Raw genomic sequence first — 15580 nt, forward strand, 5'->3', positions numbered from 1 at the left:
CGCTTCCGTGGTGGGAGACAGCTACTGAGCGGGTTCCGGTTCCGGCTGGTCGGCGGTCTCCGCCTCGCCCGCCGGGTCCGCGGGTGTCTTCACCGACTCCAGGAGCAGCTGTGACACGTCGACGACCTGGATCGACTCCTTGGCCTTGCCGTCGTTCTTCTTGCCGTTGACCGAGTCGGTCAGCATGACGAGGCAGAACGGGCAGGCGGTGGAGACGATGTCCGGGTTGAGGGAGAGGGCCTCGTCGACGCGCTCGTTGTTGACGCGCTTGCCGATCCGCTCCTCCATCCACATCCGGGCACCACCGGCGCCACAGCAGAAGCCGCGCTCCTTGTGGCGGTGCATCTCCTCGTTCCGCAGACCCGGCACCTTGGCGATGATCTCGCGCGGGGGCGTGTAGATCTTGTTGTGACGGCCCAGGTAGCAGGGGTCGTGGTACGTGATCAGACCCTCGACCGGCGTCACCGGGACCAGCTTGCCCTCGTCCACCAGGTGCTGGAGCAGCTGCGTGTGGTGGATGACCTCGTACTCGCCGCCGAGCTGCGGGTACTCGTTCGCGATGGTGTTGAAGCAGTGCGGGCAGGTCGCGACGATCTTCTTCGTCGCCTTCGCCTTCTTCGTCGAGCCGTCCGCCCCTTCCTCGCCCGGGGCGGACTCGCCGAACGCCATGTTCAGCATCGCGACGTTCTCCTGGCCGAGCTGCTGGAACAGCGGCTCGTTGCCGAGGCGGCGGGCCGAGTCACCGGTGCACTTCTCGTCGCCGCCCATGATCGCGAACTTGACGCCCGCGATGTGGAGGAGCTCCGCGAAGGCCTTCGTCGTCTTCTTGGCACGGTCCTCGAGGGCGCCCGCGCAGCCGACCCAGTACAGGTACTCGATCTCGCTGAGGTCCTCGACGTCCTTGCCGACGATCGGGACCTCGAAGTCGACCTCCTTGGTCCACTCCACGCGCTGCTTCTTGGCGAGCCCCCAGGGGTTGCCCTTCTTCTCCAGGTTCTTGAGCATCGTGCCCGCCTCGGACGGGAACGCGGACTCGATCATCACCTGGTAGCGGCGCATGTCGACGATGTGGTCGATGTGCTCGATGTCGACCGGGCACTGCTCCACGCACGCGCCGCAGGTGGTGCAGGACCACAGCACGTCCGGGTCGATGACGCCATTCTCCTCGGCGGTGCCGATGAGGGGGCGCTCGGCCTCCGCGAGGGCGGCCGCGGGGACGTCCTTGAGCTGCTCCTCGGTGGCCTTCTCGTTGCCCTCCATGTCCTTGCCGCCGCCGGCCAGCAGGTACGGAGCCTTGGCGTGCGCGTGGTCGCGCAGGGACATGATCAGGAGCTTCGGGGAGAGAGGCTTGCCCGTGTTCCAGGCGGGGCACTGCGACTGGCAGCGGCCGCACTCGGTGCACGTGGAGAAGTCGAGGATGCCCTTCCAGGAGAACTGCTCGACCTGGGAGACACCGAAGGTGTCGTCCTCGCCCGGGTCCTCCCAGTCGATCTCCTGGCCGCCGCTGGTCATCGGCTGCAACGCGCCGAGCGCGACGTCGCCGTCGGCGTTGCGCTTGAACCAGATGTTCGGGAAGCCGAGGAAGCGGTGCCAGGCGACACCCATGTTGGTGTTGAGCGAGACCGTGATCATCCAGATCAGCGAGGTGCCGATCTTGATCATCGCGGTGAAGTAGATGAGGTTCTGCAGCGTGCCGAGCGCGAGGCCCTTGAAGGCGAGCACCAGGGGATACGAGACGAAGTAGGCGGCCTCGTAGCCCTCGACGTGGTGGATCGCGCCTTCGAGGCCGCGCAGGGCCAGGATCGCCAGGCCGATGACGAGGATGACGTACTCGACGAAGTACGCCTGCCAGGCCTTCGAGCCGGCGAAGCGGGACTTGCGGCCGGCCCGCGAGGGCAGGTTCAGCAGTCGGATGGCCATCAGCGTGACGATGCCGAGCACGGTCATGATGCCGATGAACTCGATGTACATCTCGAACGGCAGCCAGCCGCCGACGATCGGCAGCACCCAGTCGGCCTGGAAGAGCTGTCCGTACGCCTGGAGCAGCGTCGGCGGCAGGGTCAGGAAGCCGATCGCGACGAACCAGTGGGCGAAGCCCACGATCCCCCACCGGTTCATCCGGGTGTGGCCGAGGAACTCCTTGACCAGGGTGATCGTGCGCTGCTTGGGGTCGTCGGTGCGGCTGCCTGCCGGCACCGGCTGTCCGAGACGGACGAACCGGTAGATCTGCGCGACGGCTCGGGCGATGAGCGCAACGCCGACGACAGTCAGCACCAGCGACACGATGATCGCGGCGAGTTGCATGTGGGGCTCCTCGGGCCTGCGAGGGTGGGATCCAGCGCGTACAAGCGATTACTAAGCAGTAACTTAATCAGTCTGTGCTGACACTATCCACTTATTCCGCCACGCTGTAGCCGGGCAGGCGGTGATCTGTGTCGCTCAGGTGGGCCTTCCCCGGGCGGCGCAGCCGGCGCAGGGCCGTGTGCAGCGGGATGCGTACGGATTGCGCCAGGATCGCCAGGTCGAGCCCAGTCCCATGATGCTCTGCGTAGTGGGCGTCGAGGAGGGCGGGTTCGTCCCAGGGCATTCCGGAGCGGGCGCGCACCTGGGCCAGGCCGGTCAGGCCGGGCCGCAGGCCCTGTCGCCAGCGCCCGGCGGCCGGTCCGAGCAGGGCGGCCTCGTCCGGGGTGAGGGGGGCCGGGCCGACGAGGGCGAGCTCCCCTCTCACGACGTGGGGCAGGCGGGACAGCAGGTCGAGCCGGAGCCGCCGGGTGCGCAGCGAGCGCAGCTCGAAGGGGCGGCCGCCGAGGCCGATCCGGATCTCACGCCTCAGTACGCCGGTCCTCCCGGTCCGCAGGGCGAGGGTCAGGGCGGCGACGGCCAGCAGGGGTGCCGCCAGGAGCAGGAGGGCGGAGCCGAGCGCCAGGTCCAGGGACCGCTTCGCGGTCACGGACGCCAGTGTCCTGGCGGCGCGGTCGGCCGCCGCGTCCGCCGCCCTGGCCGTCGCCTGCGCCACGGGGCGTCGTGTCCTTCGTGCCGCAGTCTGCTTCGCGTTCCGCATTGCGCCTGCCCGGAGTCGGTGACGTGACGGTATGACCGTCTCGATGCATTTTGTGACAGAACGATCCCACGGTGCGATGGTGGGTGGGGTGTGCGCGACGTGCGGCGCATGGCGGGTGTCGCGGATCGCGGAGGTTCCGGGAGGCCTTTGTTGCCGCCTGAGCCATGAAAAGGCCAGGTCGGAGCCTGGGTGAGCACATAAGTTGAGCGTAAGTGGCTCAGGTCCTTTGACTCCGGGGTGGGTGTCATGCATCCTTGAGTCAGATCCACTCAAGTAGTCAGTTGGAGGAATTGAAATGGCACGTGCGGTCGGCATCGACCTGGGCACGACTAACTCCGTCGTCAGCGTTCTCGAAGGCGGCGAGCCCACCGTCATCACCAACGCCGAAGGCGCCAGGACCACGCCGTCCGTCGTCGCCTTCGCGAAGAACGGCGAGGTGCTTGTCGGCGAGGTCGCCAAGCGCCAGGCGGTCACCAACGTCGACAGGACGATCCGTTCGGTCAAGCGCCACATGGGCACTGACTGGAAGATCGAGCTCGACGGCAAGAACTTCAACCCGCAGCAGATGAGCGCCTTCATCCTGCAGAAGCTGAAGCGCGACGCCGAGTCCTACCTGGGCGAGAAGGTCACCGACGCGGTGATCACCGTCCCGGCGTACTTCAACGACTCGGAGCGCCAGGCGACCAAGGAGGCCGGTGAGATCGCGGGCCTGAACGTCCTGCGCATCGTCAACGAGCCGACCGCCGCCGCGCTGGCGTACGGCCTCGACAAGGACGACCAGACGATCCTCGTCTTCGACCTCGGTGGCGGCACCTTCGACGTGTCCCTCCTGGAGATCGGCGACGGCGTCGTCGAGGTGAAGGCCACCAACGGTGACAACCACCTCGGTGGTGACGACTGGGACCAGCGGGTCGTCGACTACCTGGTGAAGCAGTTCGCCAACGGGCACGGCGTGGACCTGTCCAAGGACAAGATGGCTCTCCAGCGTCTCCGCGAGGCCGCGGAGAAGGCGAAGATCGAGCTCTCGTCCTCGACCGAGACCACGATCAACCTGCCCTACATCACGGCGTCCGCCGAGGGCCCGCTGCACCTGGACGAGAAGCTCACGCGCTCGCAGTTCCAGCAGCTGACCGCGGACCTCCTGGACCGCTGCAAGAACCCGTTCCACAACGTCATCAAGGACGCGGGCATCCAGCTCTCCGAGATCGACCACGTCGTTCTCGTCGGTGGCTCGACCCGTATGCCGGCCGTCGCCGAGCTCGTCAAGGAGCTCACGGGCGGTCAGGACGCCAACAAGGGTGTGAACCCGGACGAGGTCGTCGCCATCGGCGCCTCGCTCCAGGCCGGTGTCCTCAAGGGCGAGGTCAAGGACGTCCTGCTCCTCGACGTGACCCCGCTGTCCCTCGGCATCGAGACCAAGGGAGGGATCATGACGAAGCTCATCGAGCGCAACACCACGATCCCGACCAAGCGTTCCGAGATCTTCACGACGGCCGAGGACAACCAGCCGTCCGTGCAGATCCAGGTCTACCAGGGCGAGCGCGAGATCGCGGCGTACAACAAGAAGCTCGGGATGTTCGAGCTCACCGGTCTGCCGCCGGCCCCGCGTGGTGTGCCGCAGATCGAGGTCGCCTTCGACATCGACGCAAACGGCATCATGCACGTCGCCGCCAAGGACCTCGGCACCGGCAAGGAGCAGAAGATGACCGTCACCGGTGGCTCCTCGCTGCCGAAGGACGAGGTCAACCGGATGCGCGAAGAGGCCGAGCAGTACGCCGACGAGGACCACCGCCGTCGCGAGGCCGCCGAGTCCCGCAACCAGGGCGAGCAGCTCGTCTACCAGACGGAGAAGTTCCTCAAGGACAACGAGGACAAGGTCCCCGGCGACGTCAAGACGGAGGTGGAGACCGCGCTCACCGAGCTGAAGGAGAAGCTCAAGGGCGAGGACACCGCCGAGATCCGTACCGCCACCGAGAAGGTCGCGGCCGTCTCCCAGAAGCTGGGCCAGGCGATGTACGCCAACGCCGAGGGTGCGGCGCCGGGCGCCGAGGCGCCGGGTGACGGTCAGGCGAAGGCCGACGACGACGTCGTCGACGCCGAGATCGTGGACGACGAGAAGGACACGAAGGGCGGTGCGGCGTGACCGAGGAGACTCCGGGCTTCGACGAGAAGCCTGACGTCCCCTCCGGCGCCGATGCCGACGACGCCGAGCCGAAGGCCGCCACCCCCTCCGAGGAGGAGGCGGCGGCCCCGGCCGGGGACGTACAGCAGACAGTGGCTCTGACGGCCCAGCTGGACCAGGTCCGTACCGCGCTCAGCGAGCGCACGGGCGACCTCCAGCGGCTTCAGGCCGAGTACCAGAACTACCGTCGTCGCGTCGAGCGCGACCGGGTCACGGTCAAGGAGGTCGCGGCCGCGGGCCTGCTCTCCGAGCTCCTGCCCGTGCTCGACGACGTCGGCCGGGCACGGGAGCACGGTGAGCTCGTCGGCGGCTTCAAGTCGGTGGCCGAATCCCTGGAGATGGTCGTCGCGAAGCTGGGCCTCCAGCAGTTCGGCAAGGAGGGCGAGCCCTTCGACCCGACGATCCACGAGGCCCTGATGCACTCGTACGCGCCGGACGTCACAGAGACGACCTGCGTGGCGATCCTGCAGCCGGGGTATCGCATCGGCGAGCGCACCATCCGCCCCGCGCGGGTGGCCGTGGCCGAGCCGCAGCCGGGCGCCACGCCCGCTGCGGTGAAGGAAGAGAAGGCAGACGACGAGGAGAGCGGTGGCACCGAAGAGGTCTGACATTGCGTCCGACCACTGCGGTGAACACCGACGGGGCGTGCGGCCGGCCACAGGGCCGGCCGCACGGCCGATCGTCCGGAAGGAGGGACGTCGATGAGCACGAAGGACTTCGTCGAGAAGGACTACTACAAGGTTCTCGGCGTCCCCAAGGACGCCACCGACGCCGAGGTCAAGAAGGCGTACCGGAAGCTCGCCCGCGAGAACCACCCGGACGCCAACAAGGGTGACGCCAAGGCCGAGGAGCGCTTCAAGGAGATCTCCGAGGCGAACGACATCCTCGGTGACCCCAAGAAGCGCAAGGAGTACGACGAGGCGCGCGCCCTCTTCGGCAACGGAGGCTTCCGGGCGGGTCCCGGCGGTGCGGGCGGCAACTTCAACTTCGACCTGGGCGACCTCTTCGGGGGCGCCCCGGGCGGTCAGGGGCAGGGCGCCGGCGGTTTCGGCGGAGGCGGCGGCGGTCTGGGCGATGTCTTCGGCGGACTGTTCAACCGCGGCGGCGCGGGCACACGTGTCCAGCCGAAGCGCGGCCAGGACATCGAGTCCGAGGTCACGCTCAGCTTCACCGAGGCGGTCGACGGGGCCACGGTCCCGTTGCGGATGTCCAGCCAGGCACCCTGCAAGGCGTGCTCGGGCACCGGAGACAAGAACGGCACCCCGAGGGTCTGTCCGACCTGCGTCGGCACCGGGCAGGTGTCGCGCGGCACCGGCGGCGGGTTCTCGCTGACCGATCCCTGCGTGGACTGCAAGGGCCGGGGCCTCATCGCCCAGGACCCCTGCGACGTCTGCAAGGGCAGCGGGCGGGCGAAGTCGGCCCGCACGATGCAGGTCAGGATTCCCGCGGGGGTGCTGGACGGCCAGCGGATCCGGCTGCGCGGCAAGGGCAGCCCGGGCGAGCGCGGCGGCCCGGCCGGCGACCTCTACGTCGTCGTCCATGTCGACGCCCACCCGGTCTTCGGCCGCAAGGGCGACAATCTCACCGTCACCGTTCCCGTCACCTTCCCGGAGGCGGCGCTCGGCGGCGAGGTGAAGGTCCCCACGCTCGGCGGGCCCCCGGTCACCCTGAAACTCCCGGCCGGCACGCCCAACGGACGTACGATGCGGGCCCGGGGCAAGGGCGCCGTACGCAAGGACGGCACCCGTGGCGACCTCCTGGTCACCGTCGAGGTGTTCGTCCCCACGGACCTCGGCGCGGAAGCCCAGGACGCGCTGGAGGCCTACCGGAAGGCGACCGCGGGGGAGGACCCGCGGGCGGAGCTGTTCCAGGCTGCGAAGGGAGCTTGAGATGGACGGCCGTCGACGCAATCCGTACCAGCTGACCGACGAATCACCGGTCTACGTGATCTCGATCGCGGCCCAGCTCTCGGGCCTGCACCCGCAGACACTGCGCCAGTACGACCGCCTCGGCCTGGTCTCGCCCGACCGCACGGCCGGGCGCGGTCGGCGCTACTCGGCCCGCGACATCGAACTACTGCGCACCGTCCAGCAGTTGTCGCAGGACGAGGGCATCAACCTCGCGGGCATCAAGCGCATCATCGAGCTGGAGAACCAGGTCGCCGCGCTCCAGCAGCGCGTCGCCGAGCTCTCGGCGACGGTGGACGGCGCGGCCGTCGCCATGCAGCAGCGCGAGGCCCAGGTGCACGCCTCCTACCGGCGTGACCTCGTGCCGTACCAGGATGTGCAGCAGACCAGCGCGCTGGTGGTCTGGCGGCCCAAGCGGCCGAAGGACTGAGGCGTTCCGCCTGCTGTTCGGCGCTCCGCGGACCGTCGTGGCCCGCTCCAGGAGTTCAGGCTCCGGGGGCGGGCCGTCGTGCTGCCGCCCCGGCGTCACCGTCAGCGATGCCCGACCGCACCAGGAGCGCCCCGAGGTGGGTGCGGCTGTGGGCGCCGAGCGTCCGCGTGAGCTTGGAGATGTGGGAGCGGCAGGTACGGACGCTGATGCCCAGCTTCCGGGCCACGACGTCGTCGACGTGGCCCTCGACCAGCAGGCGGGCGATGCTCTGCTGGACGGCCGTGACCTGGGCGCCGGGTGCGGCCGAGGGCAGTTGCTGCGCGAAGGGGACGGCCTGGGCCCAGAGGACCTCGTAGACCTGGACGAGGTAGGCGACCAGGGCGGGATGGCGGAGTTGCAGAGCCATGGCGCGATCCGGCGTCGCGGGGATGAACGCGACGTCGCGGTCGAAGATGATCAGCCTCTCCACCGTCTGCTCGGTGGTCCGCACCTGGAGGTGGTCGGCGGATATCTGGCCCAGGTAGTCCTTGACGTTGGTGCTGTAGCGGGCCGGGTGCTGGTAGATGTGCCGGAGCCGGGCGCCGCGCCCGATGGCGGTCCTGGCGTTGGCGATCGCCCACCGCATCCCGCTCAGCGGCCGGTTGCTCCCCGGCTGGGCGGTGAGGACCTGTTCGGTGGCGGAGGCACTCGCCTCGCGCAGGGCCGACTCGATCGCCGGTCTCCCCTCGATCACCGTGATCGCCAGGTCGGGGTCGGCGCTGGCGACACCGGCCAGGGGTGCCAGCGATCTGCTGAGCGCCGAGGCGAGCTGCAGGCGCTCGTCCAGTTCGCGGGTGAGGGGCTGGAGCAGGTGAGCCAGGGCGGCGGACGGGGGCACGGGACGCATCCATGTGTCGTCCCGTGGATCGGGGTGGACGACGGCCATGTCGATCAGGCACGGCACCGACGCGAGTGCGGCCCTCGGGATACGCCCGGCGCGCACAGCCTCCTCGTACAGCCGGACGGCCGGGTCGCACAGTGTTCTCGGACCGTGCGGATGCGCTTGGTTTGCCTCATCCGTAGTGATTTGGTGACCCCTCACTTTGTGCAGTGCAACAAGATGACGGTGGTGGAAGCGCGGTGGTGGGGGGAGTGTGGGTGGTGTTGCGGGAGCCGCCGATCTTCCTCTTCGGTGTGGGGCGTAGCCACGCTCCCTTCCGTTGCGCGGCTACGCCTGCCGGCCCGGGGGTGGGGACGTCCGGGGGATCGTCCGGTCAGGAGTCCTGGTCCAGGATTCCTGACCTGGCGATGAGGTAGCCGAGTTGGGCGCGGCTCGTGCTGCCGAGTGTCGCGGACAACTTGGCGACGTGCGCCCGGCAGGTGCGGACGTTCATGCCGAGACGGCGGGCGATGGAATCGTCCACATGTCCCTCGACGAGGAGTTGGGCTATGGAACGCTGAACACCGCTGATCCCCTTGGGCGGTGGGTCGTACCGGACCTCCCCGAGCAGCGGGGACGCGCGGCTCCAGAGCTGTTCGAAGACCTTCACCAGGTAGTTGACCAGGCCCGGGTGGCGGAGTTCGAGGGCGACGCCGTCGTCGTTCTGGGCGGGGATGAAGGCCACGGTCCGGTCGAAGACGAGGAGGCGCTCGATGAGTTCCTCCAGGGTGCGGATCTCCACCTTGTCCTGGGACAGGCGTGCCGCGTAGGCGAGTGTCCCCTGGCTGTGCCGGACGGTGTGCTGGTAGAGCGTCCGCATGCTCACGCCCCGGTCGACCACCGACAGGGCACGTTCCAGGCCTTCACTGAGACGGTCCTCGCCGCGGTCTCCCCCCGGCTGGACGGTGAGTACCTCCGTACGGCACTCGGCTGTGGCCAGGTCGAGTGCGGCGTTGATCTTGTTGCCGCCCTCCAGCACCGTGATGGCGTGGGTGGTCGGCGGGTCCTGGGCGCTGATGTCCATGAAGGGCTCGAAGGATTCGGCCAGCGCGACGGAACGCCGCCTGCGTTCCTTGATCTCACGCTCGATGGGATGCAGACGCTGGGCCAGGGCCGCCGACGGAGGAACCGGGCGGAGCCAGGCCGTGTCGTCCGGATCCGGGTGCAGCAACGCGAAATCCATCAGGCAGGGGGCGGGGGCGATCTCCGCGCGGGAGATCCGCCCGGAACGCAGAGCACTGGCGTAGAGGCGTTTCCCCTCGTCGCACAGCTCGGTGACCCCGTGGGGATGTGTCCCTATTGCGTCACTTGTTGTCATAACTCCACCCCCCAGGTTCCTGAACATGCAGGAACATGATGCATCGTCCTGGTGGCGTTGTGTGGCCCGGGTGAGACATCGTCGTGGATGCGGGGGAGAGGAATCCACAAGTGAGGACGAAGCCGACTATGGATAAGCGAAAGCTTCGCTCAGTGCTTGCCGCCGCTTTCGTCGCGGCCCTGGGCTTCGGCGTGGTGGGCGGCCTGGCCGGCAGCGCGTCCGGGCCCGGTGAGATCAGCTGGTCGGAGCAGGCGGCTGGGCCGGGGGAGATCAGCTGGGGAATGCCCGCGTCCGCGCCGGGTGAGATCAGCTGGGGTGCGCCCGCGTCCGATCCCGGTGAGATCAGCTGGGGTGCGCCCGCGTCCGCGCCGGGCGAGATCAGCTGGGGCATGCCCACGTCCGGTGAGATCAGCTGGGGTATGCCCACGTCCGGTGAGATCAGCTGGAGCGCGCCGGCAGGCGTAGCGAGCGCATGACCACGCCCCCGGATGACCGCACCTTCCGGCGGGAGATGGCCACGGCCTATCGGTCAGGGTGGCATTTCATCGATCTGCTCACGGCACTTACCCGCCAGGGCGATTCGTTGATGGTCACCCTGTTCGGAGAGCCGATTCTGGTCGTGATGGAAACGGATGACGATATTCGTGCCTATCGCTGTCTTCGCCGGCCTCGCGGAGCGCCACAACCTGTTCGCTGTGCCGTGAGGTACGGCATGATTTTCGTGAATCTCGATCAGCGTGACCACGAGCTGTTCGAACAAGAAGCCATTTCCGCCACCCCCCGCAGTGCCTGAACGATTCCCCCGTTGTTCCATATCGTTCCGGCACTTCCCCCACACAGCGGCGCCATCGTGACCTGAACACGATGGCGCCGTTGTGCTGTCCGGAATCAACGGGGATCGGTCAGCCCTTTCCGAGAGCCCTGTCGACGGTGATCTCGATGACGATTCGCTCGGGGTTGTGCCGTGGAGTCCGCTCGTAGCGCTCCGCGTAGCGGCGTACCGCGTCCTGGACCTCGTCGGGCTCCGAGCGGACCACTGCCCGGCCCTCCAGGGTCGCCCAGCGGCGCCCCTGCATCTGGCAGACCGCGACCCGTGCCCCTTCCGGACCCGCCGCCAGCACATGGGCGGCCTTTCGTGTGTTCCTGCCGGTGATGACGCGGGCGATCCGCGTCTCCGGGTCGTACGTCACGCCGACGGGCACCACATGCGGTGTGCCGTCCGGGCGGAGCGTGGTCAGGGTGCACACGTGGCGCTCCCGCCAGAAGGCGAGGTACTCGGGGCCGGGGTTGCGTACGTCAGGCATGAGGTCAGCCTAGAGACAGGGGGGCCAGGGGCCCGAGGTGGCACCGCTCCAGCCTTGAGTGGAATAGACTCAACTTTGTACCCGTTGTTCGAGTCATAGTCCGTGAAGTACCAGCACGAGGAGGAGACAGCGCCCGTGGACGCCGAGCTGACCAACAAGAGCCGGGACGCCCTCAACGCGGCCACCAGCAGGGCCGTCAAGGACGGACATCCGGACCTGACCCCCGGGCACCTGCTGCTTGCACTGCTCGCGGGCGAGGACAACGCGAACATCATCGACCTGCTGGCCGCGACCGAGGCCGATCAGGTGGCCGTGCGCGAGGAGACCGAGCGCCTCCTGGGCGCGCTGCCCAGCGTCACCGGGTCTACGGTCGGACCCCCGCAGCCGAGCCGGGATCTGCTCGCCGTCCTCGCGGACGCCGACCAGCGGGCCAAGGAGCTCGGCGACGACTACCTCTCCACCGAGCACCTGCTGATCGCCGTCGCGGCGAAGGGCGGCCGTGCCGGTGAGATCCTCGACGGACAGGGAGCCAGTGCCGAGAAGCTGCTGGACGCGTTCGAGAAGAGCAGGGGAGGGCGCCGGGTGACCACTCCCGACCCCGAGGGCCAGTACAAGGCCTTGGAGAAGTTCGGCACCGACTTCACGGCTGCCGCGCGCGAGGGCAAGCTGGACCCGGTCATCGGCCGCGACCAGGAGATCCGCCGCGTCGTGCAGGTGCTGTCGCGCCGTACGAAGAACAACCCCGTGCTCATCGGTGAGCCCGGCGTCGGCAAGACGGCCGTCGTCGAAGGACTCGCCCAGCGCATCGTCAAGGGAGACGTCCCCGAGTCCCTGCGGAACAAGCGGCTCGTCTCCCTGGACCTCGGCGCGATGGTCGCCGGCGCCAAGTACCGCGGTGAGTTCGAGGAGCGCCTCAAGACCGTCCTCTCCGAGATCAAGGAGAGCGACGGGCAGATCATCACCTTCATCGACGAGCTGCACACCGTCGTCGGAGCGGGCGCCGGCGGCGACTCCGCCATGGACGCGGGCAACATGCTCAAGCCGATGCTCGCCCGCGGTGAGCTCCGCATGGTCGGCGCCACCACGCTCGACGAGTACCGCGAGCGGATCGAGAAGGACCCTGCCCTGGAACGCCGCTTCCAGCAGGTCATGGTCGCCGAGCCGTCCGTCGAGGACACCATCGCGATCCTGCGTGGTCTCAAGGGCCGCTACGAGGCGCACCACAAGGTCCAGATCGCGGACTCCTCGCTGGTGGCCGCCGCGACGCTCTCCGACCGCTACATCACCTCCCGGTTCCTCCCCGACAAGGCCATCGACCTGGTCGACGAGGCGGCGTCCCGGCTCCGCATGGAGATCGACTCCTCGCCCCTGGAGATCGACGAGCTCCAGCGGTCCGTCGACCGGCTGCACATGGAGGAGCTGGCCCTCAAGAACGAGACGGACGCGGGCTCCAAGCAGCGCCTGGAGAAGATCCGCCGCGACCTCGCCGACAAGGAGGAGGAACTGCGCGGTCTCACCGCCCGCTGGGAGAAGGAGAAGCAGGGCCTGAACCGTGTCGGTGAGCTCAAGGAGCGCCTCGACGAGCTGCGCGGCCAGGCCGAACGCGCCCAGCGGGACGGTGATTTCGACACCGCCTCCAAGCTGCTGTACGGGGAGATCCCCGGCCTGGAGCGTGAGCTGGCCGAAGCGGACGAGGCCGAGCAGGAGGCCGCCAAGGACACCATGGTCAAGGAGGAGGTCGGCCCGGACGACATCGCCGACGTCGTCGGCGCCTGGACCGGCATCCCGGCCGGACGCCTCCTGGAGGGCGAGACCCAGAAGCTGCTGCGGATGGAGTCCGAGCTGGGCACCCGGCTGATCGGCCAGAACGAGGCCGTGCGGTCCGTGTCGGACGCCGTACGCCGCACGCGTGCGGGGATCGCCGACCCCGACCGGCCCACCGGCTCGTTCCTCTTCCTCGGACCGACCGGGGTCGGCAAGACGGAACTGGCCAAGGCGCTCGCGGACTTCCTGTTCGACGACGAGCGGGCCATGATCCGCATCGACATGAGCGAGTACGGCGAGAAGCACAGTGTCGCCCGGCTCGTCGGGGCCCCGCCCGGCTACGTCGGCTACGAGGAGGGCGGCCAGCTCACGGAGGCGGTCCGCCGCCGCCCGTACAGCGTCGTACTGCTGGACGAGGTCGAGAAGGCCCACCCCGAGGTCTTCGACATCCTGCTCCAGGTGCTCGACGACGGCCGGCTCACCGACGGGCAGGGCCGGACGGTGGACTTCCGCAACACCATCCTCATCCTCACGTCGAACCTCGGCAGCCAGTTCCTGGTCGATCCCCTGATCGAGCCCGAGGTGAAGAAGCAGCGGGTCCTGGAGGTCGTACGGGCCTCGTTCAAGCCGGAGTTCCTCAACCGGCTCGACGACCTGGTCGTCTTCTCCGCCCTGTCCGGCGACGAGCTGTCCCACATCGCGGGGCTCCAGGTGGCCCGTCTCGCCGGCCGGCTGGCCGACCGCCGGATCCACCTCGACGTCAGCCCGGACGCCCTGGCCTGGCTGGCCGAGGAGGGCAACGACCCGGCGTACGGTGCCCGGCCGCTGCGCCGGCTCATCCAGACCGCGATCGGCGACCGGCTCGCGAAGGAGATCCTCGCGGGCGAGGTCAAGGACGGCGACACGGTCCGGGTGGACCGGGCCGGTGACGGACTGATCGTGGGGACCGCGCCGGCGGCGAAGACCCTCTAGGGCTGTCCGGACTGCGGGACAGCCCTCGGGCACCTCCGGGCGGCGTCGTTGCTCTGTGTCCCCGGCCGGGAGACTTCGTGTCCCCGGCCGGGGACACACGTGTGTGTCCGGCTCGTTCCGCATTCATGTCTGCATTCAGCATGCTCGTCGGTGGAATCGCCCATGAAATTGAGCCGAAAATTTCCATTCCGTGGCCCGAACGGCAGGTGCGGTACGGGCCGGACCGCCATTTTTTGTATCGGCGCGATACATATCTGCACCCCTGATCGAAGTCGAGGACATCCGTGTTCGCGTGGTCGTGTCACGCGCAATACCAGGACACTCCGGGCCCTTTTCTATTGCGGTGAGGGCGGCTGTGCCGCATGAGGAAACCGGTAAGGTACGCGCATGACGGAGCGGATATCCGGCGAGGCGCGTGCGGAGCCGGAGGATTACAGAAGTGACAGTCTGATTCGCCTGAGCGAATTCCGTACCCTGTGGGCGGCATCCGCTCAGTCGGTGCTGGGCGATCAACTGGCGCGGGTGGCGCTGTCGCTCCTCGTGTTCGAACGCACCGAGTCGGCCGGCTGGACCGCGGCGGCCTATGCGCTGACGACCCTGCCCGCCCTGCTGTCCGGGGTGCTCCTCTCCGGTCTCGCCGACCGTTTCCCCCGCCGTACGGTCATGATCGGCTGCGACCTGGTGCGCGCCGTCCTCGTCGGACTGATGGCCCTGCCCGGCACGCCCTTGCCGCTGCTGGCCGGACTGCTGGTGCTGGCGCAGCTCGCCGAGGCACCGTTCGGGGCGTCGCAGGGCGCCCTGATGCCGGCCGTCCTGGGCGAGCGCCTGTACGAGCAGGGGCAGCGGGTCATGCTGATCACCCACCAGGCCGGGCAGCTGGTCGGCTTCGCCGTCGGCGGGGTCCTCGTCGTGTGGCTGGGCAGCCATCTCTCCCTGGGGCTGAACGCGGCGACCTTCTTGATCTCCGCGGCCCTGATCAGGCTGGGCGTGAAGGCGCGGCCGGTGGACGCGGCCTCCGACGCGCGGCCGAAGCGGGTGCGCACCCAGGTGGGGAAGGCCGCAGCGCTGATCTGGTCGGACCCCCGGCTGCGGTCCCTGGTCGCGCTCGGCTGGCTGGCGGGGTTCATCATGCTGCCGGAGGGCCTGGCCGCCCCTTTCGCGGAGGAGGCGGGCGGGAGTGCCGCGTCGGTGGGGCTCCTGCTCGCCGCGCATCCCGCCGGGATGGTCCTGGGCGCCGCCCTCCTGGGGCGCGCGGGCTTCGGCGTCGACCGGCGCCGCCGGCTGCTCGGCCCCCTGGCGGTGGGCGCGAACCTTCCGCTGGTCGTCTACTGGGCCGGCCCCGGCGTGGGGGTGGCCCTGCTGGTTCTCCTGGTGTCGGGCTTCTTCTCCGCCTACCAGATCACCGCAGGAGCGACCTTCGTCCTGCTCACCCCGGCTGACCAGCGTGGTCAGGCACTGGGGCTGGCCAGGTCGGGGCTGACCGCCGTGCAGGGGATCGGTGTCGCGGCCGGCGGCCTGGCGGCGGAGCTGTCGGGCTCCTCCGCCCGGACGATCGGAGGGGCGGGGCTCGTCGGCACGCTCTGCGCGGTCGCGGTCGCGGTTTCCTGGGCGCGGGCCAGGGGAACGGGTGCGGGGACGATTCCCCTGAGCGCGTAGGACTACCGGCCGCGATCGCGGCTAGGGTCGAAGCCAGGCAACCACGTGCGATCCACAGGAGTACCCA

General features: G+C 69.0%; 13 protein-coding genes. 8 read left to right on the plus strand and 5 right to left on the minus strand.

Annotation, left to right across the window (positions count from 1 at the left end):
• Nucleotides 1-21 precede the first annotated feature (21 nt).
• Nucleotides 22-2304 (minus strand): heterodisulfide reductase-related iron-sulfur binding cluster, encoded by a 2283-nt coding sequence (locus ACFYQ5_RS01485; RefSeq protein WP_389191433.1) that lies wholly within the window; start codon nucleotides 2302-2304, stop codon nucleotides 22-24.
• Between the two features lie 91 nt (nucleotides 2305-2395).
• Entirely contained in the window at nucleotides 2396-3061 is a 666-nt protein-coding gene (locus ACFYQ5_RS01490) for a sugar transferase (protein ID WP_389191436.1), read from the minus strand.
• Between the two features lie 295 nt (nucleotides 3062-3356).
• On the opposite strand from ACFYQ5_RS01490, the gene dnaK reads away from it, so the two are divergent.
• The 4 genes from dnaK to ACFYQ5_RS01510 all read left to right on the plus strand — a co-directional run bounded on the left by dnaK (nucleotide 3357) and on the right by ACFYQ5_RS01510 (nucleotide 7580).
• Nucleotides 3357-5204 (plus strand): molecular chaperone DnaK, encoded by a 1848-nt coding sequence (dnaK, locus tag ACFYQ5_RS01495; RefSeq protein WP_389191439.1) that lies wholly within the window; start codon nucleotides 3357-3359, stop codon nucleotides 5202-5204.
• The gene (grpE, locus tag ACFYQ5_RS01500; protein ID WP_389191442.1) at nucleotides 5201-5851 is read left to right on the plus strand and encodes a nucleotide exchange factor GrpE; all 651 of its coding nucleotides are present in this window, start codon (nucleotides 5201-5203) and stop codon (nucleotides 5849-5851) included. The genes dnaK and grpE overlap by 4 nt, the downstream gene beginning before the upstream one ends.
• 93 nt (nucleotides 5852-5944) lie before the next feature.
• Nucleotides 5945-7132, plus strand: a complete 1188-nt coding sequence (gene dnaJ, locus ACFYQ5_RS01505; RefSeq protein WP_389191445.1) for a molecular chaperone DnaJ — start codon at nucleotides 5945-5947, stop codon at nucleotides 7130-7132.
• Between the two features lies 1 nt (nucleotide 7133).
• The gene (locus ACFYQ5_RS01510) at nucleotides 7134-7580 is read left to right on the plus strand and encodes a heat shock protein transcriptional repressor HspR (RefSeq protein ID WP_389191448.1); all 447 of its coding nucleotides are present in this window, start codon (nucleotides 7134-7136) and stop codon (nucleotides 7578-7580) included.
• A gap of 55 nt (nucleotides 7581-7635) precedes the next feature.
• Here ACFYQ5_RS01510 and ACFYQ5_RS01515 read toward each other — a convergent pair whose 3' ends face one another.
• Nucleotides 7636-8646: a LuxR C-terminal-related transcriptional regulator gene (locus ACFYQ5_RS01515; protein WP_389191944.1), complete on the minus strand. Its 1011-nt coding sequence runs from the start codon at nucleotides 8644-8646 to the stop codon at nucleotides 7636-7638.
• A gap of 187 nt (nucleotides 8647-8833) precedes the next feature.
• Nucleotides 8834-9817 (minus strand): helix-turn-helix transcriptional regulator, encoded by a 984-nt coding sequence (locus tag ACFYQ5_RS01520; protein WP_389191451.1) that lies wholly within the window; start codon nucleotides 9815-9817, stop codon nucleotides 8834-8836.
• A 152-nt stretch (nucleotides 9818-9969) separates the two neighbouring features.
• Between ACFYQ5_RS01520 and ACFYQ5_RS01525 the strand changes: the two genes are divergently transcribed.
• Nucleotides 9970-10293, plus strand: coding sequence for a hypothetical protein (locus tag ACFYQ5_RS01525; RefSeq protein WP_389191454.1), 324 nt, complete (start codon nucleotides 9970-9972; stop codon nucleotides 10291-10293).
• Nucleotides 10290-10610, plus strand: a complete 321-nt coding sequence (locus ACFYQ5_RS01530; protein ID WP_099173435.1) for a (2Fe-2S)-binding protein — start codon at nucleotides 10290-10292, stop codon at nucleotides 10608-10610. The genes ACFYQ5_RS01525 and ACFYQ5_RS01530 overlap by 4 nt, the downstream gene beginning before the upstream one ends.
• A gap of 109 nt (nucleotides 10611-10719) precedes the next feature.
• Here the strand turns inward: ACFYQ5_RS01530 and ACFYQ5_RS01535 are convergent, their stop codons facing one another.
• The gene (locus tag ACFYQ5_RS01535; RefSeq protein WP_389191457.1) at nucleotides 10720-11121 is read right to left on the minus strand and encodes a pyridoxamine 5'-phosphate oxidase family protein; all 402 of its coding nucleotides are present in this window, start codon (nucleotides 11119-11121) and stop codon (nucleotides 10720-10722) included.
• 135 nt (nucleotides 11122-11256) lie between these two features.
• Between ACFYQ5_RS01535 and clpB the strand changes: the two genes are divergently transcribed.
• Both clpB and ACFYQ5_RS01545 read left to right on the plus strand, forming a co-directional pair.
• Entirely contained in the window at nucleotides 11257-13857 is a 2601-nt protein-coding gene (clpB, locus tag ACFYQ5_RS01540; protein WP_389191947.1) for an ATP-dependent chaperone ClpB, read from the plus strand.
• A gap of 387 nt (nucleotides 13858-14244) precedes the next feature.
• Nucleotides 14245-15513: an MFS transporter gene (locus tag ACFYQ5_RS01545; RefSeq protein WP_389191459.1), complete on the plus strand. Its 1269-nt coding sequence runs from the start codon at nucleotides 14245-14247 to the stop codon at nucleotides 15511-15513.
• Nucleotides 15514-15580: the final 67 nt, after the last annotated feature.

Origin of the sequence: Streptomyces sp. NPDC005794 (assembly GCF_042871445.1) — a bacterium.
Lineage (GTDB): Bacteria > Actinomycetota > Actinomycetes > Streptomycetales > Streptomycetaceae > Streptomyces.